The organism is Sphingopyxis flava, from assembly GCF_900168005.1.
In the GTDB taxonomy this organism is placed as follows: domain Bacteria; phylum Pseudomonadota; class Alphaproteobacteria; order Sphingomonadales; family Sphingomonadaceae; genus Sphingopyxis; species Sphingopyxis flava.
The window spans coordinates 37,906-63,934 of record NZ_FUYP01000014.1 but is presented as its reverse complement, the minus strand read 5'-3'; the positions used below and the strand labels follow the sequence as shown (position 1 = coordinate 63,934).

Annotated in this window: 28 protein-coding genes and 1 pseudogene; 12 read left to right on the top strand and 17 right to left on the bottom strand. The window is 64.6% G+C overall.

Annotated features, from left to right (window positions below; genetic code table 11):
- Positions 1 to 3: 3 nt before the first annotated feature.
- Entirely contained in the window at positions 4 to 267 is a 264-nt protein-coding gene (locus B5X69_RS12515; RefSeq protein WP_079639039.1) for an exodeoxyribonuclease VII small subunit, read from the bottom strand.
- Positions 268 to 493: 226 nt separating this feature from the next.
- On the opposite strand from B5X69_RS12515, the gene B5X69_RS21500 reads away from it, so the two are divergent.
- The 4 genes from B5X69_RS21500 (at position 494) to B5X69_RS12500 (ending at position 4,186) form a co-directional block, all read left to right on the top strand.
- Entirely contained in the window at positions 494 to 655 is a 162-nt protein-coding gene (locus B5X69_RS21500) for a hypothetical protein (RefSeq protein ID WP_176141592.1), read from the top strand.
- A gap of 123 nt (positions 656 to 778) precedes the next feature.
- The gene (locus B5X69_RS12510; RefSeq protein ID WP_079639038.1) at positions 779 to 1,072 is read left to right on the top strand and encodes a hypothetical protein; all 294 of its coding nucleotides are present in this window, start codon (positions 779 to 781) and stop codon (positions 1,070 to 1,072) included.
- Between the two features lie 83 nt (positions 1,073 to 1,155).
- Positions 1,156 to 3,411 (top strand): phosphoribosylformylglycinamidine synthase subunit PurL, encoded by a 2,256-nt coding sequence (gene purL, locus B5X69_RS12505; protein ID WP_079639037.1) that lies wholly within the window; start codon positions 1,156 to 1,158, stop codon positions 3,409 to 3,411.
- 34 nt (positions 3,412 to 3,445) lie between these two features.
- The gene (locus tag B5X69_RS12500; RefSeq protein WP_079639036.1) at positions 3,446 to 4,186 is read left to right on the top strand and encodes a DUF72 domain-containing protein; all 741 of its coding nucleotides are present in this window, start codon (positions 3,446 to 3,448) and stop codon (positions 4,184 to 4,186) included.
- A 10-nt stretch (positions 4,187 to 4,196) separates the two neighbouring features.
- Here the strand turns inward: B5X69_RS12500 and B5X69_RS12495 are convergent, their stop codons facing one another.
- The gene (locus B5X69_RS12495) at positions 4,197 to 5,015 is read right to left on the bottom strand and encodes a Coq4 family protein (protein ID WP_079639035.1); all 819 of its coding nucleotides are present in this window, start codon (positions 5,013 to 5,015) and stop codon (positions 4,197 to 4,199) included.
- Between the two features lie 175 nt (positions 5,016 to 5,190).
- Between B5X69_RS12495 and B5X69_RS12490 the strand changes: the two genes are divergently transcribed.
- Entirely contained in the window at positions 5,191 to 6,444 is a 1,254-nt protein-coding gene (locus B5X69_RS12490; RefSeq protein WP_079639034.1) for a DUF418 domain-containing protein, read from the top strand.
- Here the strand turns inward: B5X69_RS12490 and B5X69_RS12485 are convergent.
- The 6 genes from B5X69_RS12485 to panB form a co-directional block, all read right to left on the bottom strand.
- Complete coding sequence (locus B5X69_RS12485; RefSeq protein ID WP_079639033.1) at positions 6,438 to 6,842, bottom strand: Hpt domain-containing protein; 405 nt, start codon at positions 6,840 to 6,842, stop codon at positions 6,438 to 6,440. The two genes, B5X69_RS12490 and B5X69_RS12485, sit on opposite strands and share 7 nt — an antisense overlap.
- Positions 6,843 to 6,956: 114 nt before the next feature.
- Positions 6,957 to 7,169, bottom strand: a complete 213-nt coding sequence (locus B5X69_RS12480; RefSeq protein ID WP_079639032.1) for a sulfurtransferase TusA family protein — start codon at positions 7,167 to 7,169, stop codon at positions 6,957 to 6,959.
- A complete protein-coding gene (gene der / locus B5X69_RS12475) occupies positions 7,162 to 8,529 on the bottom strand; it encodes a ribosome biogenesis GTPase Der (RefSeq protein ID WP_079639031.1) in 1,368 nt (455 codons plus the stop codon). Before der ends, B5X69_RS12480 begins: the two co-directional genes overlap by 8 nt.
- Before the next feature lie 47 nt (positions 8,530 to 8,576).
- Positions 8,577 to 9,908: an outer membrane protein assembly factor BamB family protein gene (locus B5X69_RS12470; protein WP_079639030.1), complete on the bottom strand. Its 1,332-nt coding sequence runs from the start codon at positions 9,906 to 9,908 to the stop codon at positions 8,577 to 8,579.
- A gap of 1 nt (position 9,909) precedes the next feature.
- Complete coding sequence (locus B5X69_RS12465) at positions 9,910 to 10,674, bottom strand: tetratricopeptide repeat protein (protein ID WP_079639029.1); 765 nt, start codon at positions 10,672 to 10,674, stop codon at positions 9,910 to 9,912.
- A 120-nt stretch (positions 10,675 to 10,794) separates the two neighbouring features.
- Positions 10,795 to 11,658: a 3-methyl-2-oxobutanoate hydroxymethyltransferase gene (gene panB, locus B5X69_RS12460; protein ID WP_079639028.1), complete on the bottom strand. Its 864-nt coding sequence runs from the start codon at positions 11,656 to 11,658 to the stop codon at positions 10,795 to 10,797.
- Between the two features lie 121 nt (positions 11,659 to 11,779).
- On the opposite strand from panB, the gene B5X69_RS12455 reads away from it, so the two are divergent.
- Together B5X69_RS12455 and B5X69_RS12450 are read left to right on the top strand one after the other, a co-directional pair.
- On the top strand, positions 11,780 to 11,995 hold the full coding sequence (locus tag B5X69_RS12455) for a helix-turn-helix transcriptional regulator (RefSeq protein WP_079639027.1): 216 nt from the start codon (positions 11,780 to 11,782) through the stop codon (positions 11,993 to 11,995).
- Positions 11,996 to 12,057: 62 nt separating this feature from the next.
- Positions 12,058 to 12,843, top strand: a complete 786-nt coding sequence (locus B5X69_RS12450) for a dienelactone hydrolase family protein (protein ID WP_079639026.1) — start codon at positions 12,058 to 12,060, stop codon at positions 12,841 to 12,843.
- Here B5X69_RS12450 and B5X69_RS12445 read toward each other — a convergent pair.
- The 4 genes and pseudogenes from B5X69_RS12445 to B5X69_RS12430 all read right to left on the bottom strand — a co-directional run bounded on the left by B5X69_RS12445 (position 12,840) and on the right by B5X69_RS12430 (position 15,875).
- Positions 12,840 to 13,699, bottom strand: a pseudogene (locus B5X69_RS12445) (aldo/keto reductase). The gene B5X69_RS12450 and the pseudogene B5X69_RS12445 overlap by 4 nt on opposite strands.
- 68 nt (positions 13,700 to 13,767) lie before the next feature.
- Positions 13,768 to 14,844: a glycerophosphodiester phosphodiesterase gene (locus B5X69_RS12440; RefSeq protein WP_079639025.1), complete on the bottom strand. Its 1,077-nt coding sequence runs from the start codon at positions 14,842 to 14,844 to the stop codon at positions 13,768 to 13,770.
- Positions 14,841 to 15,191, bottom strand: a complete 351-nt coding sequence (locus B5X69_RS12435; RefSeq protein WP_079639024.1) for an ArsC family reductase — start codon at positions 15,189 to 15,191, stop codon at positions 14,841 to 14,843. Before B5X69_RS12435 ends, B5X69_RS12440 begins: the two co-directional genes overlap by 4 nt.
- Before the next feature lie 9 nt (positions 15,192 to 15,200).
- A complete protein-coding gene (locus B5X69_RS12430) occupies positions 15,201 to 15,875 on the bottom strand; it encodes a Crp/Fnr family transcriptional regulator (protein WP_079639023.1) in 675 nt (224 codons plus the stop codon).
- Positions 15,876 to 16,137: 262 nt separating this feature from the next.
- On the opposite strand from B5X69_RS12430, the gene B5X69_RS12425 reads away from it, so the two are divergent.
- Complete coding sequence (locus B5X69_RS12425) at positions 16,138 to 17,511, top strand: class II 3-deoxy-7-phosphoheptulonate synthase (RefSeq protein WP_079639091.1); 1,374 nt, start codon at positions 16,138 to 16,140, stop codon at positions 17,509 to 17,511.
- Between the two features lie 54 nt (positions 17,512 to 17,565).
- Here the strand turns inward: B5X69_RS12425 and B5X69_RS12420 are convergent, their stop codons facing one another.
- Positions 17,566 to 19,074 carry a M28 family peptidase gene (locus B5X69_RS12420; protein ID WP_245798723.1) on the bottom strand — a complete coding sequence of 503 codons (1,509 nt, stop codon included), beginning with the start codon at positions 19,072 to 19,074 and terminating at the stop codon, positions 17,566 to 17,568.
- Positions 19,075 to 19,165: 91 nt separating this feature from the next.
- Positions 19,166 to 19,978: an HpcH/HpaI aldolase/citrate lyase family protein gene (locus B5X69_RS12415; RefSeq protein ID WP_079639021.1), complete on the bottom strand. Its 813-nt coding sequence runs from the start codon at positions 19,976 to 19,978 to the stop codon at positions 19,166 to 19,168.
- An 81-nt stretch (positions 19,979 to 20,059) separates the two neighbouring features.
- Here B5X69_RS12415 and B5X69_RS12410 point away from each other — a divergent pair, with 81 nt between their 5' ends.
- Positions 20,060 to 20,977 (top strand): SPFH domain-containing protein, encoded by a 918-nt coding sequence (locus B5X69_RS12410; protein WP_079639020.1) that lies wholly within the window; start codon positions 20,060 to 20,062, stop codon positions 20,975 to 20,977.
- A gap of 1 nt (position 20,978) precedes the next feature.
- Positions 20,979 to 21,425, top strand: a complete 447-nt coding sequence (locus B5X69_RS12405; RefSeq protein WP_079639019.1) for an NfeD family protein — start codon at positions 20,979 to 20,981, stop codon at positions 21,423 to 21,425.
- Positions 21,426 to 21,490: 65 nt separating this feature from the next.
- Here the strand turns inward: B5X69_RS12405 and B5X69_RS12400 are convergent, their stop codons facing one another.
- Both B5X69_RS12400 and B5X69_RS12395 read right to left on the bottom strand, forming a co-directional pair.
- Positions 21,491 to 22,021 (bottom strand): GNAT family N-acetyltransferase, encoded by a 531-nt coding sequence (locus B5X69_RS12400; RefSeq protein WP_079639018.1) that lies wholly within the window; start codon positions 22,019 to 22,021, stop codon positions 21,491 to 21,493.
- Positions 22,022 to 22,101: 80 nt separating this feature from the next.
- A complete protein-coding gene (locus tag B5X69_RS12395) occupies positions 22,102 to 22,977 on the bottom strand; it encodes a metal-dependent hydrolase (protein ID WP_079639017.1) in 876 nt (291 codons plus the stop codon).
- 75 nt (positions 22,978 to 23,052) lie between these two features.
- Here B5X69_RS12395 and B5X69_RS12390 point away from each other — a divergent pair, with 75 nt between their 5' ends.
- Both B5X69_RS12390 and obgE read left to right on the top strand, forming a co-directional pair.
- Complete coding sequence (locus B5X69_RS12390) at positions 23,053 to 23,661, top strand: TetR family transcriptional regulator (RefSeq protein ID WP_079639090.1); 609 nt, start codon at positions 23,053 to 23,055, stop codon at positions 23,659 to 23,661.
- A 166-nt stretch (positions 23,662 to 23,827) separates the two neighbouring features.
- Complete coding sequence (obgE, locus tag B5X69_RS12385; protein ID WP_079639016.1) at positions 23,828 to 24,871, top strand: GTPase ObgE; 1,044 nt, start codon at positions 23,828 to 23,830, stop codon at positions 24,869 to 24,871.
- On the opposite strand, the gene B5X69_RS12380 is transcribed toward obgE, so the two are convergent.
- Complete coding sequence (locus B5X69_RS12380; protein WP_079639015.1) at positions 24,872 to 25,933, bottom strand: class I SAM-dependent methyltransferase; 1,062 nt, start codon at positions 25,931 to 25,933, stop codon at positions 24,872 to 24,874.
- Positions 25,934 to 26,029 lie beyond the last annotated feature (96 nt).

The window sequence follows — 26,029 nt, the reverse complement described above, 5'->3', positions numbered from 1 at the left end:
GCCTCAGGCTTCGCCGAAGGGCGCGGTTCCCGCGGGCTGGCCATCCGCCCCGAGACTGACCTGTTCGATGCGGGCCTGCGCCGCTGCGAGCCGCGCTTCGCAATGCGCACGGAGCGCATGACCGCGTTCATAGAGCGCGACAGATTCTTCGAGACTGACATCGCCGCTTTCGAGCCGCCGCACGATGGTTTCAAGCTCGCCCATCGCCGCCTCGAACGACATGGAGGCGATTTCAGGGGCAGCAGCAGGTGCGGGCGTGTCCGTCATGGCGCCTGCTTTGGCCTCTTCGCCCCCTTGCGGTCAAGCTTGACGTCGCCTCCGGCCGCCCTGGCATCGCGCCTTGTTCGTCGGCCATTTCGCTCCGGCGCTCCTCGCGGCTGCGCAGCCCCGCGCTGCCGGGCTTTGCACTTTATTCATCGCGGCGTAGTTCGCCGACATCGGCTTTGCAGCGCTTCTGATCCGCGAGCGCCGGGGGGGCGATCGGCGTCTCTGGATGCTTCCAGGTCTGCTTGCCCTGATCCAGGCGATCGACTGGTTTGGCCCCAAGGAATATGCCTATTCGCTCGCGATCCCTGCGACAATATTGGGCGCCTATGCGCTGCTTGCATGGGCGGCCTCGTGGACGACGCGCGAGCGCCGCGCGCTCGCAGCCTGACAGAGGGCGCAATTGCATTTTGATTCTTTGCAATTGCCGCTCGCCCGCCGATAAGCCATGCTGCACCGCACAATAAGGAGGGGCTGAAAGGCAAGTTTTGTTTATCAGACAAGGACTTGCGTCATGAAGACGACCATCTCCGCCGCCCTCGGACTTGCCCTGCTCGCGCCCACCGCTCAGGCCGAGGATAATGCCAAGCAGCGGTTCGAGCATGAGGGGCATATCTACAGCTACAGCATCACGCGCAAGGGCGACATGCGCCTCATCACCGGCATCGAGGAACGCAGCGGCAAGCGCTTCCGGCTGCGCATCGGCGAACGCCGGGTTCGCGGCACCGTCGGGTCGCAGCAGGTGAACTTCCCGCTGCGCGACGTCGAGCCGCTCGATACGGCCCCCACCACGCTTGCGGCGCGGTAATGAGGTCCCGGGACAGACCCCAGCGCGCTGAAAAAGGCGCATGGGGTCTGTTCCTATCGCGCGCGCGCGGCTAAAGGCGCGCCATGACCCAGACAGCAGCCCCGTCCGACTTTGCCATCACCCCTGAGATTGTGGCCGATCACGGCCTCTCGGCGGAAGAATATGATCGTGTCCTCCACGCGCTCGGGCGCGAGCCGAACCTGGTCGAACTTGGCATTTTCTCGGTCATGTGGTCGGAGCATTGCAGCTACAAAAGCTCGCGCATCCATCTGAAGAAACTCCCGACCGAAGCACCGTGGGTGATTTGCGGTCCCGGCGAGAATGCTGGCGTCATCGATATCGGCGCGGGACCGGACGGCAAGAAGCTTGCCGCGATCTTCAAGATGGAGAGCCACAACCACCCCTCCTACATCGAACCTTATCAGGGCGCCGCGACCGGCGTCGGCGGCATTCTGCGCGACGTCTTCACCATGGGAGCACGCCCGGTTGCGAACCTCAATGCGCTGCGCTTCGGCCGTCCTGATCATCCGAAGATGAAGCATCTGATCTCGGGCGTCGTCCATGGCATCGGCGGTTATGGCAATTGCGTGGGCGTGCCCACGGTCGGCGGCGAGGTCAATTTTCACAAGGCTTATGACGGCAATATTCTCGTCAACGCCATGACCGTTGGCGTCGCCGAACAGGACAAGATCTTCTATTCGGCCGCGAGCGGCGTCGGCAATCCGATCGTCTATGTCGGCTCGAAGACCGGCCGCGACGGCATTCATGGCGCGACGATGGCGAGCGCGGACTTTGGCGAGGATACCGAGGAAAAGCGCCCGACCGTGCAGGTCGGCGACCCCTTCACCGAGAAACTGCTGATCGAGGCCTGCCTTGAGCTGATGGCGTCGGACGCGATCGTCGCGATCCAGGACATGGGCGCCGCCGGGCTCACCAGTTCGTCGGTCGAAATGGCCTCGAAGGGGGGCGTCGGCATCCACCTCAGGATGGACGATGTGCCCCAGCGCGAGACCGGCATGACGGCCTATGAAATGATGCTGTCCGAAAGCCAGGAACGCATGCTGATGGTCCTCAAGCCCGGCAAGGAAGATTTCGCCAAGGCGATCTTCGAGAAATGGGAACTCGACTTCGCGGTCATCGGCACGGTTACCGATACCGGCCGCATGGTGCTGGAGCATAAGGGCGAGATCGTCTGCGACATTCCGCTCGCCCCCCTCGCCGACGATGCACCGCTATACGATCGCCCGCACGTGGCGACTCCCAAGCCTGCCGAGCTTAGCGACGTGCCCGAGACGAAGGACATCGCAGCCGACCTCAAATTGCTCATGGGAACCCCCGACATCGCCAGCCGCCGCTGGATCTGGGAGCAGTATGACAGCCAGGTCGGCGCCGACACGGTGCAGACCGGCGGCGACGCCGCGCTTGTCCGCATCCACGGCACCAACCGCGCGCTGGCCATGTCGACCGATTGCACCCCGCGCTACTGCTTTGCCGACCCCGTCGAGGGCGGCAAACAGGCTGTCGCGGAGACGTGGCGCAACATCACGGCGGTCGGCGCGACACCGCTCGCGATCACCAACTGTCTCAATTTCGCCAATCCGCAGCGCCCCGAAATCATGGGCCAGATTACGGGCTGCCTCGAGGGCATGGGCCAGGCGTGCCGGGCGCTCGACTATCCGATCGTCTCGGGCAACGTCAGCCTCTACAATGAGTCGAAGGCAACGGGCGGCGGCAGCGCCATCCTGCCCACCCCCGCGATCGGGGGCGTCGGCGTCATCGACGATCTTTCAAAGGCGGTCGGAATCGGCTTCAAGCGCACCGGCGACATCGTGCTCGCCATCGGCGAGCGCATGGGGCATCTGGGCCAGTCGATCTGGCTGCGCGAGATCCATGGCCGCGAGGAGGGCCCGCCGCCACCCGTCGACCTCAAGGCCGAGAAGCGCACGGGAGATTTCATCCGCGCAAGCATCAATGCCGGGTGGATCACTGCCTGCCACGACGTCTCCGACGGCGGTGTCGCGGTCGCACTCGCCGAAATGGCCTTAAAGTCGAACATCGGCGTCCTCGTCAGCGAGGAACAGCCATTCGGCATTGCCGAAAGCTTCTTCGGCGAGGATCAGGGCCTTTACCTCGCCACCGTCTGCGACACCTGCCTTGCCGATTTCCTCGACGCTGCGAACCGCGCCGATGTGCCGGTCGACCCGCTTGGCCGCACGATCAAGGATCGTATCGTCTTCGAACTGCCCGAAAGCGACCATCAGGTGACGCTGGCCGAGCTGCGCGAGGCGCACGAAGGCTTCTTCCCGACCTTGATGGGAGCCGACGCAGCTTTGGCGTGAGGCGCCCGCGTCGCGCGGCCGGGAGATTTTGCTCATGAGCATCCATGTCGGAATCGGGGGCTGGACCTATGAGCCGTGGCGCGGGCCCTTCTATCCGCCCGGGCATCCCCAGAAGCGCGAGCTCGAATACGCCGGGCAGCATTTGACCGGAATCGAGATCAACGGCACCTATTATGGCAGCCAGAAGCCGGAAACCTTCGCGAGCTGGGCGGAGGCCGTACCCGATGGCTTTCGCTTCAGCGTCAAGGCATCGCGCTTTGCGACCAATCGCAAACGGCTCGCTGACGCCGCAGGATCGGTCGAAAAATTCCTGGCGCAGGGTGTGACGCGGCTCGGCGCCCGGCTCGGACCGATCCTGTGGCAGTTCATGGCAACGAAGAGGTTCGAACGCGACGACTTTGCAAGCTTCCTCGACCTGCTTCCCGAGACGCAGGACGGCCTGCCGCTTCGCCACGCTCTCGAAGTGCGGCACGAGAGTTTTTGCGATCCTGATTTCGTCGACCTCGCGCGCGAGCGGAACATGGCGATCGTCTTCGCCGACAGCGATGAATTTCCGCGCATCGACGAGCCGACCGCGGATTTCACCTATGCGCGGTTGCAAAGGAGCCGGGAGGATGTCGAAACCGGCTATGACGACAAGGCGCTGGACCGTTGGGCAAAGCAGGCCCGCGACTGGGCACAGGGCGGCCGCGATGTCTATCTCTTCTTTATCGCGGGCGCGAAGGTGCGAAATCCTGCGGCTGCGCAGGCACTGATCGAAAAATTGGGCTCATAAAGGCGCGCCGTCACGCCGCCTGCGCGAGTTCGGGCTTCGCAGCGCCCGCCTCGGCGGGCTTGGTCCCCAACAGATCATAGGGATCGATACCATCGGCGCGCATCATTGCGTGAACCTGTTTGTAGACCACCGGCTCCAGGATCCCCAGTCGCTTGCGCGCGGCGGCAAGCGGTTCGGCAAGCAGCGCCTCGATATTCTGGTGCGCAATCTGCTCGGCGACGCGGCCGATCCGCTGCCCCTCGCGGACCGCGGCATAGATGGGATAGCGCCGGCCAATACCCTTGCGAATTTCGCGCGCGCCCGCCCACGCGATGAACAATGTCCCCCAGCTCGGCGTCTGGCTGTAGGAAAAGGCGAGCACGCATTGCTCACCGAGCGCGTCGCGGCCGTAGCCGGTCAGGATGTGGAACAGGTCGTGCGTGTCGCGAAGCCGGTCGCCATAGATTTCGAGCATGTCATCATAGCTCGGCTTGCCGCGGCGGAATTTGAGCGACTCGTCGACCAGCCCCTGCGCGGTCAGACCCTCGCGCTCCATGAAATCGACATAGACGCGTCCGACGCTCGCTTCGGGCAGGCGGCGAAGCGCATCATGGTCGTCGAGCAGCGCGGGCAAATAGGGCCGTTCGGCAAGCACGCGCTGGCCTTCCGCGGTCTCGAAGAAACGCTCTACCGAGCGGCCGAAACGCTTGTCGCGCAGGGCGTCGATGATGTGAAACACCTGCTCGGTGTCTTCCTTGTCGGCGATCAGCCTGCGGAAATGATGAAGCGCCTTCATCGGACGAAAACCGCCGTCGGTGCGGTCGGGGTGGGAAAGCGGTAGGCGCGTCATCTTCAGTCTCGCTGGGAATCGATGTCGCTGTACGACCTAGCATTATTGACATAAATGTCAATACGGTCTCACTGGGCGGAGAAATGCAGATTTGGGGTTCGGAAAGCCTCGATCAGCGCGCTGGACGCCGCGCGCCCTAAACTGTATCATCCCCCTAAGACAGCAGGGGCAGCTCATGAACGCGGCGACGAACCAACGCTTCGAAAGCCTCGATGCAATCCGGGGGGTCGCGGTGATGGGCATATTGGCGATGAACATCGTCGCCTTTGCCCTGCCCTTCCCGGCCTATTCCAACCCTGCTGCGGGCGGGCCGCCCGGCGGGGCCGACCTTGCTGCATGGTTCTTCAACTTCCTCTTTGTCGACTCCAAGATGCGCGGGCTCTTCTCGATGCTCTTCGGCGCGAGCACCTTGCTCGTCATCGAACGCGCCGAAGCTGCGGGACGCAGCCCGCTGCGTGCCCATTATGCCCGGATGCTCTGGCTCGCGCTCTTCGGTCTCGCCCACTATTATTTCATCTGGTTCGGCGACATTCTCTTTCTCTATGCCGTCTGCGGCCTGCTTCTCTTCCCCTTTCGGCGCCTCTCCGCAAGGGCGCTGGCCTGGTGGGCGGCCGGCTTTTTCCTGGTCGGCGCAGCGCTTTTCCTCGCGCTCTGGGCCTCGCTCCTCGCGGCGCAAGCGGGCGCGCTGCCGGTCGATGCCGGCGCAGGCGCTAGCACCGCGCTGCGTCAGATCGAGACGGCGATGGGCGCGAATTCGCCCGATTATGCGAAGGAGCTTGCGCGCTATCTTGGAAGCTACGGCGCGATCGTCACGCATCGCATCACCGAGACCGCGGGCAAACCCGTGGAGGGCCTGATCGTGATGCTCTGGGAAACCATGGGGCTGATGCTCGCCGGGATGGCGCTGCTCAAGTCCCGCATGTTGACGGGGCAATGGCCCGCGGCGCGCTATCTGAAATGGGCCATCGCCGGATTTCTCCTCGCCGCGCCGCCGCTCGCCGGCCTTGCTGTCTATCAGGCAAAGGCAGGCTTCAGCGGCGTGGCGGTCTTCGGATCGGCGGCAGCGCTTTCGCTCCCCTTCGACATCATGATGACCTTCGGTTGGGCCGCGCTCATCCTGTGGCTGATCCGCATCACCGTAAGCGATGCTGTCCGCGCCCGGCTTGCGGCTGCGGGCCGCATGGCCTTCACAAACTATCTGACGACCTCGATCGTGATGACGACGATCTTTTATGGCTATGGCCTCGGCCTGTTCGGCAGCGTGGGCCGAGCGCCGCTCTATCTCTTCTGCTTCGGCATGTGGGCCGCGATGCTGCTCTGGTCGAAGCCGTGGCTTGACCGGTTTCACTATGGCCCGCTCGAGTGGCTGTGGCGCAGCCTGTCGCGCGCATCGCCGCAGCCGATGCGACGACGCCCGCCCGCTCAGTAACTGACGGCGTTTCCGAAGCTCGCCGGACGGCGCTGAACGAGCGGATTGGCCTCGCGCTCAAGCGCTGCGAGTGTCTTTTCGAACAGCGGGCGCAGTTCGACGACACGCGGCAGATATTCTTCGGGGCTGACCTGGCTTTCGACGCAGCGGCGTGCGAACATCTCGATATCCTCGGCCAGTTCGCCCAGCCGTTCGGCGCCAAACTGCCGGGCCTCGCTCTTCAGCGTATGCGCCGGCATAACGAGACCGCGCGCATCGCGCGCGCGCATCGCCTCTTCGATCACGGCGACCGACTTGGTGCCATCCTCGCGAAAATAGCCGAGAATCCGGATAAATGCAGCGCCGAGCTGAGCGCGCGTCGCGCGGAATTCATCCCAATCGACCAGGATATCTTCCAATGTTCCGTTCCTTGGTGCTCGATTTGGTCCTTGGTCCCAGCGGCCTCCATGCCCCACTTGGGTAAAAAAGCCGTTACAGCAGGAAAGCCCGCCCGCAACATGTCCCGAAACGGATCAGCGCGCGACCCGCCAGCACCCCTCCCCCGCGGTTTCGACCGTCCAGTCGTGCTGAGCCGCAAGCGCCGCAATCTCGCGCGCGGCCTGCGGATCGTCGGCAAGCAAGAGGACTTCGCTTTCGGCGCGCATCGCGCGCGAAAGACGCAGCGCCGGCCAGGGACAGCGCATGCCGCGCGCATCGACCACCGCCGCGGCGGACGGCTCATTCATCATAGGGGTTGCGCGAATTGCGGAAGTTGAGACGCACCGGGACGCCCTGGAAGCCCAGTTCCTTGCGCATGCCATTGACCAGATAGCGCTCATAGCTCGCCGGCAACGCATCGGTCCGGGTGCCGAAGACGACGAAGGTCGGCGGACGCGTGCGAGCCTGGGTGATATAGCGCAGCTTGATCCGCTTGCCGCCCGGCGCCGGTGGCGGATTGGCGGCTACCGCCCCCTCAAACCAGCGGTTGAGCTTTGCGGTCGAAACGCGATTGGTCCAGATCGCACGCTGCTCGAAGGCGACGCGCACCAGCGTATCGATGCCCTTCCCCGTCGCGCCCGAAATGCTGAGGACAGGGACCCCCTTCACCTGCGCGAGCCCGTCGTCGAGCGCGCCGCGCACGCCATTGAAAAGGGCTGAGGGATTTTCAGCGACGTCCCATTTGTTGAGCGCGACGATCAGCGCGCGCCCTTCCTGCAGCACCCGGTCGGCAATGCGCAGATCCTGCGCCTCAAGCCCCTTGGTCGCATCGAGCAAGAGCACGACAACCTCGGCGAAATCGACCGCATGAAGCGCGTCCGCGACCGACAGTTTCTCGAGCTTGTCCTGGACCTTGGCGCGCTTGCGCATCCCTGCGGTATCGAACAGCTGGATTTCATGAACCTCGCCGTCCTTTTCCCACTGCCAATCCACGCGGATCGAGTCGCGGGTGATCCCGGCCTCGGGCCCGGTGATGAGACGGTCCTCTCCGATCATGCGGTTGATCAGCGTCGACTTGCCGGCATTGGGCCGTCCGACGATCGCGAGCTTCATCGGACCCAGCGCATCCTCTTCAGCAGCAGCCTCTTCGGCCTCAGCGTCCATGAAGGGTTCGACGATGGGGCGCAGCGCATCGAACAACTCGACCTGGCCATCGCCGTGTTCGGCGCTCAAGGCAAGGACGGTATCAAAGCCCAGCGAATAGGCCTCCATCAGTCCGGCTTCGCCCGCTTTGCCTTCGGCCTTGTTCGCGCACAATATGATCGGCGTGTCTTCGCTGCGCAGCCAGCGCGCGATTTCTTCGTCGAGCGGGGTGACGCCCGCGCGCGCATCGATCAGGAAAAGGGCCGCATTGGCCTCGCGGACCGCCTTTTCGGTCTGCAAGCGCATCCGGCCTGGCAGCGTCGCGGCGTCGTGATCCTCGAACCCCGCCGTGTCGACGATCCGGAACTCGAGCCCGAGCAGCTTGCCATCGCCCTCGCGCCGGTCACGCGTCACCCCCGGCTGGTCATCGACGAGCGCGAGGCGCTTGCCGACCAGCCGGTTGAACAGCGTCGATTTGCCGACATTGGGCCGACCGACTATGGCGATCGTCGCGGATCGCGCCATGCTTCGTTCCTATCCGTCGGCCCGGCCGCGCGCGCAGCCTTGCCCTGTTACCGCCAAGCGGTGATGCGTCCGTCGTCCGCGAGAATGTAAAGCGTCCGGTTCGCGACCACCGGGGTCTGCGACAGCGACGTCTTGAACTCGCTCGTCGCGAGCGTCGATCCGTCCGTCGGCGAAAATTCGGCGAGCTGCCCCTCGCTGTTCACCGCGATCAGCCGCCCGCCAGCCAGGATCGGGCCGGTCCAGCGGATCGGATCTTTCTTCTTCTTTTCGGTCTCGACCCGGTAGCGCTGGAGTTGCTGGATCCAGCGAATCTTCCCCGATCCGCGTGCGACGCAGAGCAGCTTCGCATCGTCGGTCATCGCAAAGACCCATTCACCCACCACATAGGGGGTCGAAATACCCGCGATCGATATTTCCCACGCGCGCTGGCCGGTATTGAGCTCATAGCTCGCCATGCGGCCGCCCTGACCAAGAGCGAAAACGCGGCCCCGGTCGATGACCGGATCGGCATCGACGTCGGTCAGGGTCGAAACCGACAGCGCCATCGACGTGCGCGCAAGAGCATCTTCCCAAAGGTCGCGGCCGTTCTCGTACCGATAGGCCTGAACCTCGCCCGACGAGAAACCCGCAACGATCGTTGCTTCGCCCGCCGCCGGCGACGCTGCGCCGAAAACACTGCCGGCTTCGAGCGAAGCGGTCGCCTGCCACAGCACCGCGCCATTGGCGGCGTTGAGGGCGATGATCTGATTGTCCTGCGTGATCGCATAGACGCCGCCGAAGGCAATCGTCGGCGCGCCGCGCAGCGGCCCTGCGGGTTTGACCTTCCAGATGATCGATCCGTCGCTCGCATTGAGCGCGGCGACGTCGCCGACGCCGCTCGTCGCATAGACGACATTGCCGTCGACCGCCGCGCCGCCGCCGAACAATGAATCCTGAAAATCCTTGCCCGAGCTCCCGATCGACACCGTCCAGAGCTTGGCGCCCGTGTCGGCGCTAAAGGCCGTGACCACCGCGTCGGTGTCGACGACGAAGAGGCGGTTGTCAGCGACGACGGGAGAGGAGGCGAGGCGCTGCTTCTTGGTGCTGCCCGCAATTGTGGCGCTCCAGACCTGGCGGCGCGAGGCGGCGAGGGCAAGGTGGCCCATCGACTTCGACGCATTGCCGCCCGATTGCGACCATGCGGCATTGACCACCGGCTCGGGCAGCACGACCGCCGTGCTGGCCAGCGCGGGGTCGACCTTCACACTATTGTCATTCGACAGGATCGAGACGCGTTCGCCGACGGTCGGGGTTTTCGGCCCGCCGTTGCCCTTCAGCGCGCCGCAAGCTGCCAGCGGCAGCGTGAGCAGCGCCGCGTAGAATACATACCGGCTTTTCATCCTATTTGGCTTCCTCGCTTTTCGCGGCCGCTGCCTTCGGCGCGGCTTCGCCTTTCGTTTCGGCTGCGGCGCTGTCGCTCGCGCGATCTGCTACCGCATCAACGCCCAGCATCCCCGCCATCTGCACAGCGCGTGATTGCAGGGACTGGGGAATATCGGACAATTTGGCGATACGGCCATAAAGCTCGCCCGCCTGATCGAACTGGCCGAGCTGATAATGCGCGATCGCGCTCAACTCAGCAGCGCTGGCAAACCAGCTTGAATCCTTTGCATCGACAAGGGGCTTCATGCGCGCGATCACGGTCTGGGGCTTAAGCGTGTCATATTCAAACGCGGTCTGGCGGATCAGGGCAAGGTCGCGCAGCGCCTGATCGATTTTCGTGTCGCTTGCTACCTTCGCCATCAGCGCGGCGGCACTCTTAAGGTCCCCGGTCTGAGCCTTGAGGTTCGCCTGCTGGACGAGCGCAGCCGCGCGATACGCAGGCCCACCTTCCGCGATCAGCTTGTCAAGCTCGAGGGCGGCTGCACCCGGCTGGCTGGTCTTCGCCTTGTCAAAGGCGGCGAGCAGCGCTTCGGCCTGTTCGCCGCGCTTGGTTTCCTGCTGATGGTTCCAGAAAAGATAGCCGCCAAACGCCACGAGCGCTGCAATGACCGCAGCGACGATCCAGCGCCCATAACTCGTCCAGATCGAATCGAGCCGATCCTTGCGGACGGCTTCGTCGACTTCCTGCAATAGCGCAGCATTATTGGTCGGGCTCAGCGCCAATCAAACCTCCATCTCGTCCATCCGGCTTTCGCACACGCGTCCCACCGGCCGCCTCCTTAGCGGGGGCGCCGGAAAAGGCCAAGCGATTCACTTGCCCCCTGCCGGGCGGCAGAGCGGTCGTCAGCCGGCGTAGATCTGATCCTCGGTCGGGAATGAACGGGACCTGACCTGGTCCGCATATTCCTTGACGGCACCGCTGACGATGCTGGCCATGTCCTGGTAGCGCTTCACGAATTTGGGGACCCGTTCAAACATGCCGAGCATGTCGTCGGTAACGAGGACCTGTCCGTCGCACTGCGCCGATGCGCCGATGCCGATCGTTGGACAGGCAACCTTGTTGGTGATTTCTACCGCGATCGATTCGAGTACCCCTTCGATGACGATGGAAAAGGCGCCGGCCTGCGCAACCGCTAGGGCATCGTCGACAATCGAGCGCGCTTCCTCCTCGCTTTTGCCGCGCACGCCATAGCCCCCGAGGATATTGACCGCCTGCGGCGTCAGACCCACATGGCCCATCACAGGGATGCCGCGCTGGGTCAGAAACTCGATCGTCGGGGCGAGCACCTTCCCGCCCTCAAGCTTGACGGCGGCGGCGCCCGTTTCCTTGAGCAGCCGCGCGGCATTGTCGAACGCCTGCTGCGGGCTCCCTTCGTAGCTGCCGAACGGCATGTCGACGATGACGGCAGCATGATAGCTGCCGCGCACGACGGCCGCGCCGTGCAGCGACATCATATCCATCGTCACCCCGACCGTGTGCGGCAGGCCATAGATCACCTGCGCGAGCGAATCGCCGACGAGCAGCATGTCGCAATGCGGGTCGAGCAGCTGCGCCATGCGGACCGTGTAAGCGGTCAGCATAACCAGCGGCTCACCGCCTTTTCGCTGGCGAATCCGCGGCACCGTCAGGCGCTTCATCGGCTGCGGCGTCGGATTGGCGCGGCTGGTGGAGGTGTCGAGGGTGAGCGTTTTGGGGAGCGTGGACATGGCGCGCGGCTTAGACCTTAATGTTGCAGCGCAAAAGCGGTTCCGCGGTTTGTGTCGTGTATCTTTTACTTCATGTCAGATTTGATTAACATAAATTCTCGCTCGCTCCAGGAAATCCGACGTGACCAGACCGCCTTTCACCAATGACATCCGGACGCTGCGCTTTCTGGCCGGCGAGATGACGCAGGGCGAACTGGGACGAAAGGTCGGCGTCACGCGCCAGACCATCGCCGCGGTCGAGCAAGGCAGATACTCACCTTCGCTCGAGGTCGCATTCCGCATCGCGCGCGTCTTTGGCAAACCGATCGAGACCGTATTCCAGTGGCAGGAAAGGTGAAGCCGCAGCTTGGCCGCTGCAGCAATCGGGCGTAAACCGGCATAGCGAAAGGTACCCCGTTCATGCGCGCGCTGTCCCTCCTCTGCCTCGCACTCCTGCTCGCCGCCTCAGCCGCCCCGGCCGCGGCGCGCGATACCCTCCCCGCCGATCTCCATCTGATACCCGTGGCGACGGATACGAAACCCCGCCCATGGGCCATTCTCTTTCCGCGCGCCGAGGGGATCGGGAGGCTTGCACCCGGCAATCAATATGCCGACCTCGCCGCTTTTCTGAACCAGCGCGGGATCGATGTTCTGGTTGTTGACGACGACGCCGCGCTCGAGCGTTTGAGACCGCCTGGCTCAGCGGGCGAGAAGCGTGCGGCGATCGCGATCGACGCGCTCGCTCGTCTGCGCGCCATGCACCGCTTTGACCGGCGCTGCCCGGGCCTCGCGATCGGCTGGTCGCGCGGCGGCGAGGGCGCGCTGACTCTTGCCTCGACGCCGGATGGTTCCGAAAGCGGCTTTCGCGCGGCGATCGTCTATTATCCCTCGGTTCGCTCGCAACGCTCACCCTGGCCCCAGCGCATGCCGGTACTCGCGCTGCAGGGTACGCAAGACGACACTGCGCCCCTGAAGCGGCTCGAAGCGCTTGCAGCTACCCGCGTCCAGAACCCCGGATATCCGTTCATCATAAAGCTCTATCCCGGCGCCGGCCACCGCTTCGACGTCGCGCATCCGGTCGATGACCCCGGCAGCGCCGCGGCGCCCCGCGACTTTAATGCGACCGCGCACGCAGCGGCGCTCGAAGCGATCGACGGCTTCCTCACCGAGCGCGCAATCAGCGGCGCAAGCTGCGCGCTCGACTAGGCTCTGCCTGCCTCGGTCAATGCCGCGATTTGCTCGGGCGTAAGGGTCACCGCCTCGCTTGCCATGATCTCGTCGAGTTGCGCGACGCTGGTTGCACTGGCGATCGGCGCGGTCACGCCAGGCTGCGCCGCCACCCAGGCGAGTGCGATCTGGGGCAGCGTCGCGCCCGTCTCCTCCGCGATCCGTTCCATCGCTGCGAGCACGTCCGGCCCGCGCCCCGTCATATAGGGCTGAACGCGCGCACCGCGCGGACTCTTGGAGAGATCAGCAGCATCGCGATATTTGCCCGACAGATAGCCCGACGCGAGACTGAAATAGGTGATGACCCCCAGCCCCTCGGCGGTGCACAGCGCCTGCAGGGGTCCTTCATATTGGGCGCGGTCGAGGAGGTTGAGCTCAGGCTGTACGACCGTGAAGCGCGGCAGACCGGTCTTGTCCGATAGCTCGAGCGCCTCGGCGAGCCGAGCGGCCGAATAGTTAGATGCACCGATCGCGCCTACGGTGCCTGTGTCGATGAGTTCGCTGAACGCGCCAAGCACTTCATCGAGCGGCACGTCGGGATCGTCCTTGTGCGCAAAATAAAGGTCGATCGCATCGACGCCGAGCCGGTCGAGCGAACCCTGCACCGCCGCGCGCACGCGCTCAGGCTTCAGCCCGCCCTCCCGACTTTTGTCGCGATCAGTATCTGATCGCGCGCGCCGCTCGCCTTCAGCCATTCGCCGAGCATGGTTTCCGATTCGCCGCCCTTGTTCCCCGGCACCCAGGCCGAATAGACGTCGGCCGTATCGATCATCCCGCCGCCCCGCTCGACAAAGCGATCGAGCACCGCAAAGCTTGCGGCCCGATCGGCGGTCATCCCGAAGACATTGCCGCCGAGCACGAAGGGGCGGATCAAAAGACCGCTGTTGCCCAGAGCACGCTCGGTCATTGCATTTCCCCTCGTCTCACGGCCGGGACGGCTTCGCGCGGATTGTCGCTGAACAGACCGTCAATGCCGGTTTTCATGTAAGTGCGGATCTCGGCCTCGAGGTCACCGTGGCCCGCCGGATTGATCCCGCGCTTGTCGGCGAGCGGCAGAAAATAATTCTCGCGGCGGAAGGTCCAGGGATGCACCTTCAGTCCCGCAGCGTGTGCGTCGCGCACGAGGCTCGTCGCCTCGCCGAGCGTCCCGAGCGCGCTGCGCGGGATGATCATCGTCTTTGCCGGACCGATCCCGTTGGCATAGGCTGCGATCGCTTTGAGGCCCGGGGGCGATACCATTTCGGCGTAGGTCACGGCGGGAGCATCGGCGGGACCGCCCTCGCCATCGACCAGCTGGATCAGCGGAAGTTCGCTCTTCGCCCGCAGCGCCTTCAGATTGCCTACTTCGAAGCTCTGGATGAATATGGGTGCGTCTGGGCCGCGATAGCCATATCGCTCAAGCTGCACGAGCAAGGGGCCTTCGTGCGGCAGGCCGATGGCCGCGAAATAGCTTGGATGCTTGGTTTCGGGATAAACACCCACCGGGTGCGCCCGCCCCTTGTTGATACGGGCGAGAAGCGCCAGAATTTCCTCGAAGGTCGGAACCTCGAATTTGCCGTCGTTGGCAGTGCCCCGCAGACTCGGAATGCGCTCCTTCGCGCGCAGGGTCTTGAGTTCAGCGAGGGTGAAATCCTCGGTGAACCAGCCCGTGACCTCCTTGCCGTCGATTCGCTTGCTTGTCTTTCGGCCGGCAAACTCGCCGTGCGCGGCGACGTCGGTGGTATCCGAAATCTCATTCTCGTGCCGCGCAACAAGCACCCCGTCCCTGGTCAGCACCAGGTCGGGCTCGATATAATCGGCGCCCTGCTCAATTGCCAGCTCATAGCTCGCAAGCGTGTGCTCGGGGCGCTCGCCCGAGGCTCCGCGATGCGCAATGACGATCGGCGGCCGGCCGTCGAGTGTCGGCGTTGCCACCATCGGCTCAGCGCCGCAGCCCGCAAGCGATGCGAGCGCCAGCCAAGCGGCGAGCCGGCGCTTCATGCGGCAAAGCGGGCCTGCCAATCGCTTTCGGAAAATCCGACGCTAATACCATCATCGGCCTCGACGACCGGGCGGCGGATCATCGCGGGCTGGTCAAGCATCAGCGCCTTCGCCTTCGCAGCGTCGAGCCCCGCCTTGTCAGCGTCGGGCAGTTTGCGAAAGGTCGTCCCGCTCTTGTTGAGAAGCCTTTCCCAGCCGACTGCGTCAATCCATTGCTGCAGCCTTGTGGGTTCGAGCCCGTCCTTGCGAAAGTCGTGGAAGCGGTAAGAAACGCCGGCGCCGTCCAGCCAGCGCCGCGCCTTCTTCACCGTGTCGCAGTTCGGAATTCCATAAAGAGTAAGTGCCATCCATCGACTTTAGGAGAGCGGCGGCATGTCGGCAATGCGCGTGTTGGCGCTCGCGAGCTTGCCGCGCAGCGCGCGTGCAAACCCCTGATGGAGCGCCGCTGCTATGTCGCGATTGGCGGCAAGATAGGCGCGCAGCGCCGCTGCAGGAACGAACCAAAGCCGCGCATTGGTGGTCAGCGTCACAGTCCCTGTCGCGTGAGCCCCATCGAGCACCGTCGCCTCGCCGATCAGCGCGCCGTCGGTAAGCGTTCCCACCTCAGTCCCGTCGCGCTGGATCAGCGCGCGGCCCTCGGCAAGGTAGAAGAGACTGGGTGCCGCCTGATTCTCGCGAATAAGCACCTCGCCGCGCTTTGCCGAAATCCAGTGGCCCTGGTCGATGAGGCGCCGGACGCTGGCGGCGCCAAGATCAGCAAGGTGCAAGGTGCGAAGCGTCTGCTCCTCGGGCGAGAAACGGATTGCGGCATCGCGCAGCCGGCCGCGCGTCGCAAGCACGCCGTTCACCACAAGAATTGCCAGCAGCAGCAGCCCATAACCCAGCTGCGAGTGGATGACCGCGACGGGCAGCACAAGCAGCGCCGCGGCGGCGATGCCGAGACGCACTTGCTCAGCGCGCGTGGCAAAGCAAGTTGCCAGCAGCAGCAGCAGGGCGCCATACCCGAGCAAGGCGGGGCTGAAATTCGCCATAAACTGTATCGTTTCGCGTCGTCCTGTTCGTTAGGACACTATGCATATAAGGTTACCGATTGCCGAACGCGAGCGCGGCAGCTGCGATCCGCTCACATATCATCGAAACGCCGAAACAGTCGCAAATTAGCAGTTTTCACCGCCCAAGAAAAGCGTAGGTGCGTGAACGACCGGAGGATGCTAATTTCCTTGCTCTTGCTTCCCCGGTGCGTCCGCGCCAAGGCAGCGCGCGATTCGGATTTTGATGCAGAAGACGATAGAGATGACGAAAATATGGCAACCGCATAGCTGGCGCTCGCACGAAGCACGCCAGCTTCCAACCTACGCTGACGGTGTCGCGCTCGAAGCGGCCGAACGCGAACTTGCGAGCTATCCGCCGCTGGTCTTCGCGGGCGAAGCACGCGAGCTGACAAGCGAGCTTGCGCGGGTGGCGGAAGGCAAGGCCTTCCTGCTTCAGGGGGGCGACTGCGCCGAAAGCTTTGCCGAATTCCATCCGAACAATATCCGGGACACGTTCCGCGTCCTCCTGCAAATGGCTGTGGTGCTGACCTTTGCCTCGAAAATGCCCGTGGTGAAGCTCGGCCGCATGGCGGGCCAGTTCGCCAAGCCGCGCTCGGCCGACATGGAGGAGGTGAACGGCACGTCGCTTCCCAGCTATCGCGGCGACATCATCAACGATATCGGCTTCGAGGCGAAAGGCCGCGAGCCCGACCCGGCGCGCATGGTCAAGGCCTACAACCAGTCCGCGGCGACGCTCAACCTTCTGCGCGCCTTTGCAAATGGCGGCTATGCCAATCTCCATCAGGTCAATGCCTGGACGCACGACTTCATGGACCGCAGCCCGTGGGCGAAGAAATATCAGGAAACCGCCGCGCGGATTTCCGAAGCGCTCGCTTTCATGGAAGCCTGCGGCGTCACGCCCGAAACCGTCCCGCAAATCAAGGGCACCAGCTTCTACACCAGCCACGAGGCGCTGCTCCTTCCCTATGAGCAGGCGCTGACCCGGCAGGACAGCCTGACGGGCGGCTGGTACGACACCTCGGGCCATTTCCTGTGGGTGGGCGACCGCACCCGTTTCGAAGGCTCGGCGCATATCGAATATCTGCGCGGCATCGGCAATCCCGTCGGGATGAAGTGCGGGCCCAGTCTTGAGCCCGACGTCTTGCTCCGTCTGCTCGACACGCTGAACCCCGATCATGTCCCGGGGCGCATGACGCTGATCACCCGCTACGGCCACGACAAGATCGAGGCGCATCTGCCAAAGCTCGTCCGCGCGGTGAAGGAATCGGGCCATCCTGTCGTCTGGTCATGCGATCCGATGCACGGCAATGTCATCAAGACCTCGACCGGGTACAAGACGCGCCCGTTCGAGCGAATCCTCGCCGAGGTTAGGGGGTTCTTCGCCGTCCACCGCGCGGAGGGCACGCATGGCGGCGGCATTCATATCGAGATGACAGGTCAGAATGTCACCGAATGCACCGGCGGCGCAATGGACGTGACCCAGATGGATCTCGCTGACCGCTACCACACCCACTGCGACCCGCGTCTTAACGCGGGGCAGAGCCTGGAACTTGCATTCCTGCTCGCCGAAATGCTCAATCAGGAAATGAGCGAGCGTTCCAAGCAGGCAGCCTAATCGTCGGCTTGCCGGATCCTCCGCCCTCGCTGCGCTGGGGCGGGGATGCACTTCCTACCGGTTACCGCCCGGCCAGCGTTTGGTATCGGCAAAGGCCCGCCCCAGCGCGACGTGGAGGTCTGCATCCTCCGCCGCACCGCCGAGCGGTACCTTGTCGGTGAAATTGTCGCCCGGCCCATGATAATCGCTGCTGAGGAACGTCTCGAGCAGCCCCATATCCGAAAAGCTACCTCCGACCATCAAGGAGGGCACATTTTTCGCGCCGAGCGCCCAGCCGTCCTGCCGCTGAACAAATGCGTCCGCTTCGCCGTCGCCGTCGATCCCGCGTCCAAGACTGGTCGCCACCTCGCGCACCATCGCGTCATAGGCGGGACGACCGCGCCCGATCGTCGCGACCGGCGTGCCCCGGGGCGAGATGGCGATCGTGTCGATATTGAGCGCCACGGTGATATCGCTCAGAGGAAGGACCGGGTGGTCGGCGAAGTAGGAGGCGCCGAGGAGGCCCTTTTCTTCAGCTGTGGTGGCGAGGAAATAGATGTCGCGGTCGGGACGAGGCCCGCTGGAAAGCCGCTTTGCGACCTCGATCAGCACCGCGATCCCGCTCGCATTGTCGACCGCGCCATTGCAGATGCGGTCTGCCGCTCCTTGAGGGCCGCAAATGCCAAGATGGTCCCAGTGACCCAGGAACAGCACCGCCTTTCCGTCGGGCGCCGCGCCGGGCAGCTTTGCTACGACATTGTTGCTGACAAAGGGGCGGACCGCCGAGGTCGCGGTAAAATCGGCGGTCACGGGCAGCGAAATGCCCCGATAATCGGGCGCCTTGGCCGCCTCGCGCAGCGCACCGCCGTCCTGCCCTGCGCGCGCGAACAGCGCGTCCGCCGCTTCGAGCGATAGGAATCCGCTGATCGCGGGCCCCTCGCTCATTTCCTGGGCCGGGCGCACCGTCTTGCCGCCCAACGCGCTGCGAAGCTGCGCCCAGGGTACAGCGTCGGTCGCGACCACCAGCACGGCCGCCGCGCCGGCCTTCGCAAGCATCTGGCGCCGCTCGCGATAACGCGGCGGCTTGTCACCAAAGGGCGGATTGTCGAACAGCATGATCGCGAGCTTGTCCTTGACGTCGGTGGCGACCTTTCCCGTGCCGTCGATGCCATATCCGACGAACACGGCCGGGACGTCCTTCAGCGCGACAGAGGGGTCGCGACCCGTCAGCATGATGCCGTCATCCTCGAGCGCGAAATCGCGGCCGTGGACGCGTAGCTTGGCATCGCCCGAAATCGCGGCGCTTTCGACGAGCGGAACCGGCTGCAGCCATGGGGTCGCGCTGCCGGGAACCGCTTCAAGACCAGCCTTTGCCCATTCGCCGATGATGTAAGCGATGGTGCGATCCTCGCCGTCCGTGCCCGGCGCCCGCCCTACGAAGGCGTCGCCCGCCAGAATGCGGATATGCTCGGCGAGCTGCGCTTCGGTGACGGGAGCGTCGGGCCCCTTGGCGAAGGCTGCTGGGGCCGCAAAAGCGGTGAAAGCGAATGCCGCGACGGCGGCGCGAAAGGCTGTCTTCTGCATGGCCCGGCCGCATGGCATGGACCGTCTGGGGAGGCAAGGCGCGTTCGTCGAACGACGAATGGAGTCTCAGCCTTGCTGCCAGCGAGACGGATTATCCCCGGTCCGCCCGCTCCAGAAGCGCCTTCGCCGCCGCGACATGCATGTCCTCGATCATCCGGCCTTCGTACCGCTGCGCCCCGCCCGTCGCGGCAGCAACCAGGGCCTCGGCAGCGGCGATCTCGCGCTCCGATGGCGCAAAGGCGCTGTTGCACGCCTCGACCTGCGAGGGATGAATGAGCGTCTTGCCATCAAAGCCCAGCGCCCGCCCCTCTCGGGCCTCGGCGACAAAGCCCGGCGCATCGTCGATCGCGTTATAGACGCCGTCGAAGCACCAGATGCCCCCGGCGCGGGCCGCAAGGACGATCGCCTGGATCGCATGGCTCATTGCGCCTCGGCCGGCTCCATCCGGCAATCGGAGCTCATGCGCGAGATCATTCAGTCCTGCGATCAGTCCATGCGTCGCAGGGTCTGCCGCGATCGCACGAGCCGCATAGATGGCAGCGGGCGTTTCGATCATAGCGAAGAGGGGCACCCCCAGCGCGCGCGCCGGGTCGAGATCGGTGGGCGCATCGACCTTGGGAAGGACGAGTCCGTCGAGCGCCAGCCCCGACACTGCGGCAAGGTCGGCTGCCTGGTGCGGACTGCCGGTGCCATTGATCCGCACCGCGATGCGCTTGCCCGAAAATCCCGCGGTCACGGCGGCACGCATCGCACCCCGCGCCTCGGCCTTGCGATCCGCGGGTACCGCATCCTCAAGGTCAATGATCAGCATGTCGGCGGCAAGCGCATGCGCCTTTTCGAGCGCGCGCGCGTTGGAGGCGGGAACATAGAGGAGCGAGCGGGGAGCGAATTCGGCCTGTGTCATGCGCTTTTGTCTGGCGCAACCGCACCATAGCCGCAATAAGGAAGAGAGTTTGCACGGACGATTTGCGGGAGGGGATGGTCTATGTATTTCGCGATCACGCTGGTTGTGCTGGCGCTCGTCTTCCTGATCTGGGCATTGACACCGGTCCGGCAGGGCTATGCCTACACGATCGAGCGCTTCGGCCGCTACACGCATACCGCACAGCCCGGCCTCAACTTCATCATGCCGATCTTCGACCGCGTCGGACGCAAGGTGAACATGATGGAGCAGGTGCTCGATATTCCAGGGCAGGAGATCATCACCAAGGACAATGCGATGGTCGCGGTCGATGGCGTCGTCTTCTTTCAGGTTCTCGACGCGGCGAAGGCCGCCTACGAGGTCAGCGACCTCTACCTCTCGATCATGAACCTGACGACCACCAACCTCAGGACCGTGATGGGCTCGATGGACCTCGACGAGACACTGTCGAAGCGTGACGAGATCAACAGCCGCTTGCTGCACGTTGTTGACGACGCGACCACGCCTTGGGGCGTGAAGATCACGCGCGTCGAGATCAAGGACATCCGTCCGCCAGCCGATATTTCGAACGCGATGGCCCGCCAGATGAAAGCCGAGCGCGAGAAACGCGCCGCCATCCTCGAAGCGGAAGGCATGCGGGCCTCCGAGATTCTGCGCGCCGAAGGCGAGAAGCAGGGCCAGATATTGCAGGCGGAGGGTCGCCGCGAGGCCGCGTTCCGCGACGCCGAGGCGCGCGAACGCGAGGCTGAAGCCGAAGCCAAGGCAACTCAGATGGTTTCGGACGCGATCGCGAGCGGCAACGCCCAGGCGATCAACTATTTCATTGCGCAGAAATATGTGGAAGCCGTGAGCCAGTTCGCGACCAGTCCGAACAGCAAGACCATCCTGTTCCCGGTCGAGGCAACGCAGCTCATCGGCACGCTGGGCGGCATCGGTGACCTCGCAAAAGACGCCCTTTCAAAACGCGACGGGAGCGCCTGACATGCCGGAATGGCTGGCCGACCTTGAGCCGCATTGGGCGTGGCTGTCGCTCGGCGTGCTGCTTGCTGCGGCCGAGATTGTGGCTCCGGGCTTTTTCCTGATCTGGATCGGCGCCGCCGCCATCGTCACGGGTGTGGTAGTCTGGATTCTGCCGTTCGGCGTCCCGCTCCAGCTCGGCATCTTCGCCATTCTGTCCTTCGTCGCCCTCTATGGCGGGCGGCGCTGGCTGAGGGCGAACCCGATCACCTCTTCCGATCCGCATCTCAATCAGCGTGCCGGGCGGCTGGTGGGCGAGGTGCTCACGGTGACGAAGGCGATCGAGGACGGCCGCGGCCGCGCCAAGGTTGGCGACGGCGAATGGCCCGTGCGCGGCCCCGATGCGGCCGAGGGCGCGAAGGTCCGGGTGGTCAGCGCCGACGGCGGCGTGCTGGTGGTGGAACCGGCTTGAGTCAACCGCCCCGCGCACCGGCTAAAATCGGCAAGCGGCGATCTTTTCTGGCTCCATAGGGAGGGTCAGCCGCCCCGCGGCCGCGAATAGACCGCGACCGTTTCGCCGAGCGCGTCGCTCTCGCCGATAGGCCTGAACCCAAGTTTTTCTGCCACGCGCTCCGACGCCGCATGCCCCTTGTTGATTATGGAACGCACCTCGGCAGCGCGCAGACAGGTGTCGGCCCAGCCCAGCGCGGCAGTCATCGCCTCGGTCGCGTAACCTGCGCCCCAATGGTCGGCGTCGAGGGCCCAGCCGGCCTCGGGCACGCGTTCGAGTTCGGCCATGCCGCGGCAGAAATAGCTGAGCCCGCCCATCCCGATCAGACGGTCGGTAGCGCGATCGGCGAACACCCAATATCCAAAGCCCATCACCGGCCAGAGCCCCGCGGCAGCGAGAAACTTGCCCCAGCTCACGTCGGGGGTGCGCGCCTCGCCCCCGATGAAGCGGGTCACGCGCGGATCAGCCCACATCGCGATATGGTCATCCTTGTCGGCCAGGCGAGGCTCGCGCAGGCGCAGACGCGGCGTGTCGATGACGGGCAAAGATGCGATCATCAGGCAGCGCTATCAGCGCCGCCAGCGGACGACAAGAGCGGCCGAAACGTTGGTTCGGCGGCCCTTCTTGCGATCCGCCGTCAGGCAGCGGCCGCCACCTCGTCGGTTCGCGTCACGGCGTCCGCATAATCGCTTTCATATTTGGCGATCAGCGCGCGGTCGTCGTGGTTCCACGGGTGAAAGCCCGGCATGAAATAGGCAAGCCAGGGCAGGAAGCTCTTGCGCAGGATCCCCGGCTTGCCGAGCAGATACCACCAGATGCGCGCGGTCACGCGCCATCCGACGAGGCCGTCCTGCGCGAGCAGCACCTTCATCCCGTGGACCCGCCTCGGCCAGAAGCGGGAGGTGACCGCGAGCATCATCAGCGACTTGGCCTTCCAGCGCCGCCAGCGGCTCCAGTCCTTCGTCGCGTGCAGCCAGGTGTCGTAGGCGACGCCCTTATGCTCGATCTCCTCGATGGCGTGCCATTTCCACAGCTCGCCCCACTCGGGTTCGGCGCCTTCGTACATCGAGGGATTCCGGAGCATGATCGCGGCGAGCATCGCGGTATAATGCTCGAGCGCGATCGTCGCCATCAGGTTGACGATCGGCGGACGCTCGCGGATCAGATCCATCACATTGTCGACATCCGCCTCGAGCTCGGAGAGGTCATAGCCCGCCTCGGCCGCCTTGCGGTTGAAAACGACATGCTCGCGGCTATGGATGACCTCCTGCTGCGTGAAGGCGCGGATTTCGTGGGCGAGCTTGTCGGGCACCCCGCCGCGGTGCGCCTTTACCGCCTCGACGAACATCGCCTCGCCCTTGGGAAATGTCACCGACAGGGCGGTGTGAAAGGTCGAAGCGATGGGATCGCCGTTCAGCCACCAGCGCCCTTGCCGGTCGTCGCGGCCGAAGCGGCGGTCGCGCGGCGTAATGGAAAGATCGGCGGGAGTCGGGGAGAGCGAAAGGCTGGACATATCTTCTTCACCGGCGAATAGGGGGTGTAAGCGGCGGTGCCGCAAGGGGCCTATAAGTAGGAATTACTTACAGTGGTGTCAATTGCAAAGAAGCGGCTCAGCCCGGAGGAAAGCCGGTCGGTCGCGCTCGAAGCGGCGCGGCAGATCCTGATCGAGATGGGACCGCAGGCCGTCACCCTGAAAGCCGTCGCATCGCGCATCGACCGCACCCACGCCAATCTTCTCCATCATTTCGGCAGCGCGGCGGGCCTCCAGAAAGCGCTCGCCGCCTATCTTGCCGAAACGGTGTGCGATACGATCGCGGCTCGAATGACCGCCTCGCCGCCGGGCGAGCGCGATGTGCGCGAGATCGTCGATCTTGCCTTCGACGCCTTTGACAGCGGCGGCGCGGGTGCGCTCGCGACCTGGATGGCCGCGACCGGCAACGACGACGCCCTCGACCCGATCGTCGCAGCGATCCACCGATTGATCGACGGCATGGCGCCCGACGCGCATGAGAAGCGCCTGATGCATGAAGATACGCTCGCGCTCGTCCTGATGGCGATGGGCGATGCGCAGCTTGGCGGCACCATGGCCGAAGCTCTCGGCTTGCCGCGCGATACCGCCCGCGCCCTCGCGACCGAACTGATCACCGGCCGTATCGCCGCCTTCTGGGCCGAGCAGGGCGGGAAGAGCGAGGGATAAAGGCTGGCAATCGTCCGCTGCGCAAGCTAGAGGACGCCATCTCTCCATTCCGTCGCACGAGCGAAGGCGTGATTCCCGTCGGCCGCCGCGCGGCGGGGGGCAATCGGCGTGGCTCGACACGAATGTCCCGTCTCTCTTCCGGCGTCCGCCCCGAAAGCAGCTTTTCATGCACTTTCTCGACCAAGCCAAGATTTTCATCAAGTCCGGCGACGGCGGTCCCGGCGCGGTTTCGTTTCGGCGCGAAAAATATATCGAATATGGCGGACCTGACGGCGGCAATGGCGGCAAGGGCGGCGACGTGATCTTCGAGGCGGTTGCCGGGCTCAACACGCTGATCGATTTTCGCTACACCCAGCACTTCAAGGCAAAGCGCGGCTCTCCCGGCGCCGGGCGCGACCGCACCGGCGCGGGCGGCCCCGATCTGGTCATCCAGGTGCCGGTCGGCACCCAGATCCTCGCCGACGATGAGGAACGCAGCCTGCTCGCCGATCTCACCAAAGCGGGTGAGCGCATTGTCTTCCTGCGTGGCGGCGATGGCGGGCGCGGCAATGCGAGCTACAAGACAAGCACCAACCGCGCGCCCCGCCAGCACGGGCCGGGATGGCCAGGCGAGGAAATGTGGGTGTGGCTGCGACTGAAGCTGCTTGCCGACGCGGGACTTGTCGGGCTGCCCAATGCCGGCAAGTCGACCTTCATCAACGCGGTGACCAATGCGCAGGCAAAGGTGGGATCCTATGCCTTTACCACGCTTCGCCCGCAGCTCGGCGTCGTCAGCCACAAAGGCCAGGAATTCGTGATCGCCGACATCCCGGGCCTGATCGAGGGCGCGGCCGAGGGGGCCGGAGTCGGCGACCGCTTCCTGGGTCATATCGAGCGCTGCCGCGTATTGCTTCACCTCGTCGATGCGAACGATACCGATGTCGCAACAAGCTATCGCATCGTTCGCGACGAGCTTGAGGCCTATGGCGCCGATCTCATCGACAAGCCGGTCATCGTCGCGCTCAACAAGATCGACACGCTCGACGACGAGCTGATCGCGGCCCTTTCGGCCGAGCTCGCCGCCGCAAGCGGCCTTCCCGTCATGGCGCTGTCGGGAGCGAGCGGCGCGGGCGTGGACGCGGTCCTCGACAAGCTTCTCGAAGCCATCGGCCACCCCGAACCGGGCGAGGATGAAGACGAGGAGGCGGGCGGAGACTGGTCGCCGATCTGATCACTGCGCCTCGAGCACCATATTGAACGGGCCTTCGCTCGCCCGCTGTACCGTCTCGAAGCCGCCCTCGCGGATAATATTCGATAGCCGCGCCTCGCCCGCCTGCGCCCCCAGCGCCTCGCCGACCTCCTGGTCGAGCGAGGTAGGCACGCAAATCATCGTCGAGGCATTGTAATAAAGACGCCCGACCGGGTTCATATTCTCGGCGGGCGTGTCGCCTGCGATCGGCTCGACGATCATCCAGTGGCCGCCCGGAGCCAATATGCGCCGCATATGCGCCGCGCAGCCACGAGGGTCGCCCATATCGTGCAGGCAGTCATACATGGTAATGAGATCGAAGCCCTCCTCCGCAATATCCTTCGCGGAAGAAACCTCGAACCGCACGCGTTCGCCATAGCCATGCCCGGCCGCATGACGCCGCGCTTCTTCGATCGACGGCGCGTGGAAGTCGAACCCGACGAACGCGCTCTGCGGATAGGCGTCGGCCATCAACAAGGTAGAAAAGCCGACCCCGCAGCCGACATCGGCGACTTTCGCCCCCTGGCGCAGTTTCGTCTCGACGCCAGCAAGCGCGGGAATCCAGTTCTGGACGATATTGTTGACATAGCCGGGCCGGAAAAAGGCCCCGGTCGCACAGAACAGGCAGGCCGCATGATCGCCCCAGCGCACGCCCGTGCCGCGGCGAAAACATCGTTCAACCTTGGGTTCAGCCTCGATCATCGCCGCGATAAGGTCGAAGGCGCCGGCGAGAAACACGGGGCTGTCGCGGTCGGCAAACACCATCGCCTGCTCGGGCGACAGGCTGAACCGGTCCGACGCTGCGTCATAGTCAATATAGCCGCTCGCCGCCTGCGCGAGTGCCCATTCGCGCACATAGCGCTCGTGCAGTGAGCCCGCGCGCAACGCGAGTTCGGACGCGGTCGCCGCTCCCTCCGCAAGCGCATCGAACAGACCGAGCCGCAAGCCCAGCCGCACCGTCGGCACGCTCATTCCGCCGCCAAGATCGCCGAGCATCTTGCCGACGAACATGTTGAGCCTGTCTTCATCGATTCTTGTCGCCATCTGTCCTCTCCCGAAAAAGGGGGTGTGCGACTCTCCAGAAGCGCTCGATGAGAAGGAAAGCATAACATATTGCCTTCCATGCGGCACGCGGGGCAC

Excerpts from the sequence above, each read along its gene's own strand:
- B5X69_RS12450 (WP_079639026.1), top strand. The coding sequence starts at position 12,058 with ATGCGCGCGCTGTCCCTCCTCTGCCTCGCACTCCTGCTCGCCGCCTCA.
- purL (WP_079639037.1), top strand. The coding sequence starts at position 1,156 with ATGACCCAGACAGCAGCCCCGTCCGACTTTGCCATCACCCCTGAGATT.
- B5X69_RS21500 (WP_176141592.1), top strand. The coding sequence starts at position 494 with ATGCTTCCAGGTCTGCTTGCCCTGATCCAGGCGATCGACTGGTTTGGC.
- B5X69_RS12395 (WP_079639017.1), bottom strand. The coding sequence starts at position 22,977 with ATGTCCAGCCTTTCGCTCTCCCCGACTCCCGCCGATCTTTCCATTACG.
- B5X69_RS12415 (WP_079639021.1), bottom strand. The coding sequence starts at position 19,978 with ATGACACAGGCCGAATTCGCTCCCCGCTCGCTCCTCTATGTTCCCGCC.
- der (WP_079639031.1), bottom strand. The coding sequence starts at position 8,529 with ATGGCGCGATCCGCGACGATCGCCATAGTCGGTCGGCCCAATGTCGGC.
- B5X69_RS12430 (WP_079639023.1), bottom strand. The coding sequence starts at position 15,875 with ATGGCGAATTTCAGCCCCGCCTTGCTCGGGTATGGCGCCCTGCTGCTG.
- obgE (WP_079639016.1), top strand. The coding sequence starts at position 23,828 with ATGCACTTTCTCGACCAAGCCAAGATTTTCATCAAGTCCGGCGACGGC.
- B5X69_RS12405 (WP_079639019.1), top strand. The coding sequence starts at position 20,979 with ATGCCGGAATGGCTGGCCGACCTTGAGCCGCATTGGGCGTGGCTGTCG.
- B5X69_RS12425 (WP_079639091.1), top strand. The coding sequence starts at position 16,138 with ATGACGAAAATATGGCAACCGCATAGCTGGCGCTCGCACGAAGCACGC.
- B5X69_RS12480 (WP_079639032.1), bottom strand. The coding sequence starts at position 7,169 with ATGAATGAGCCGTCCGCCGCGGCGGTGGTCGATGCGCGCGGCATGCGC.
- B5X69_RS12470 (WP_079639030.1), bottom strand. The coding sequence starts at position 9,908 with ATGAAAAGCCGGTATGTATTCTACGCGGCGCTGCTCACGCTGCCGCTG.
- B5X69_RS12490 (WP_079639034.1), top strand. The coding sequence starts at position 5,191 with ATGAACGCGGCGACGAACCAACGCTTCGAAAGCCTCGATGCAATCCGG.
- B5X69_RS12380 (WP_079639015.1), bottom strand. The coding sequence starts at position 25,933 with ATGGCGACAAGAATCGATGAAGACAGGCTCAACATGTTCGTCGGCAAG.
- B5X69_RS12420 (WP_245798723.1), bottom strand. The coding sequence starts at position 19,074 with ATGCAGAAGACAGCCTTTCGCGCCGCCGTCGCGGCATTCGCTTTCACC.
- B5X69_RS12410 (WP_079639020.1), top strand. The coding sequence starts at position 20,060 with ATGTATTTCGCGATCACGCTGGTTGTGCTGGCGCTCGTCTTCCTGATC.
- B5X69_RS12435 (WP_079639024.1), bottom strand. The coding sequence starts at position 15,191 with ATGGCACTTACTCTTTATGGAATTCCGAACTGCGACACGGTGAAGAAG.
- B5X69_RS12400 (WP_079639018.1), bottom strand. The coding sequence starts at position 22,021 with ATGATCGCATCTTTGCCCGTCATCGACACGCCGCGTCTGCGCCTGCGC.
- B5X69_RS12495 (WP_079639035.1), bottom strand. The coding sequence starts at position 5,015 with ATGACGCGCCTACCGCTTTCCCACCCCGACCGCACCGACGGCGGTTTT.
- B5X69_RS12515 (WP_079639039.1), bottom strand. The coding sequence starts at position 267 with ATGACGGACACGCCCGCACCTGCTGCTGCCCCTGAAATCGCCTCCATG.
- B5X69_RS12500 (WP_079639036.1), top strand. The coding sequence starts at position 3,446 with ATGAGCATCCATGTCGGAATCGGGGGCTGGACCTATGAGCCGTGGCGC.
- B5X69_RS12440 (WP_079639025.1), bottom strand. The coding sequence starts at position 14,844 with ATGAAGCGCCGGCTCGCCGCTTGGCTGGCGCTCGCATCGCTTGCGGGC.
- B5X69_RS12510 (WP_079639038.1), top strand. The coding sequence starts at position 779 with ATGAAGACGACCATCTCCGCCGCCCTCGGACTTGCCCTGCTCGCGCCC.
- panB (WP_079639028.1), bottom strand. The coding sequence starts at position 11,658 with ATGTCCACGCTCCCCAAAACGCTCACCCTCGACACCTCCACCAGCCGC.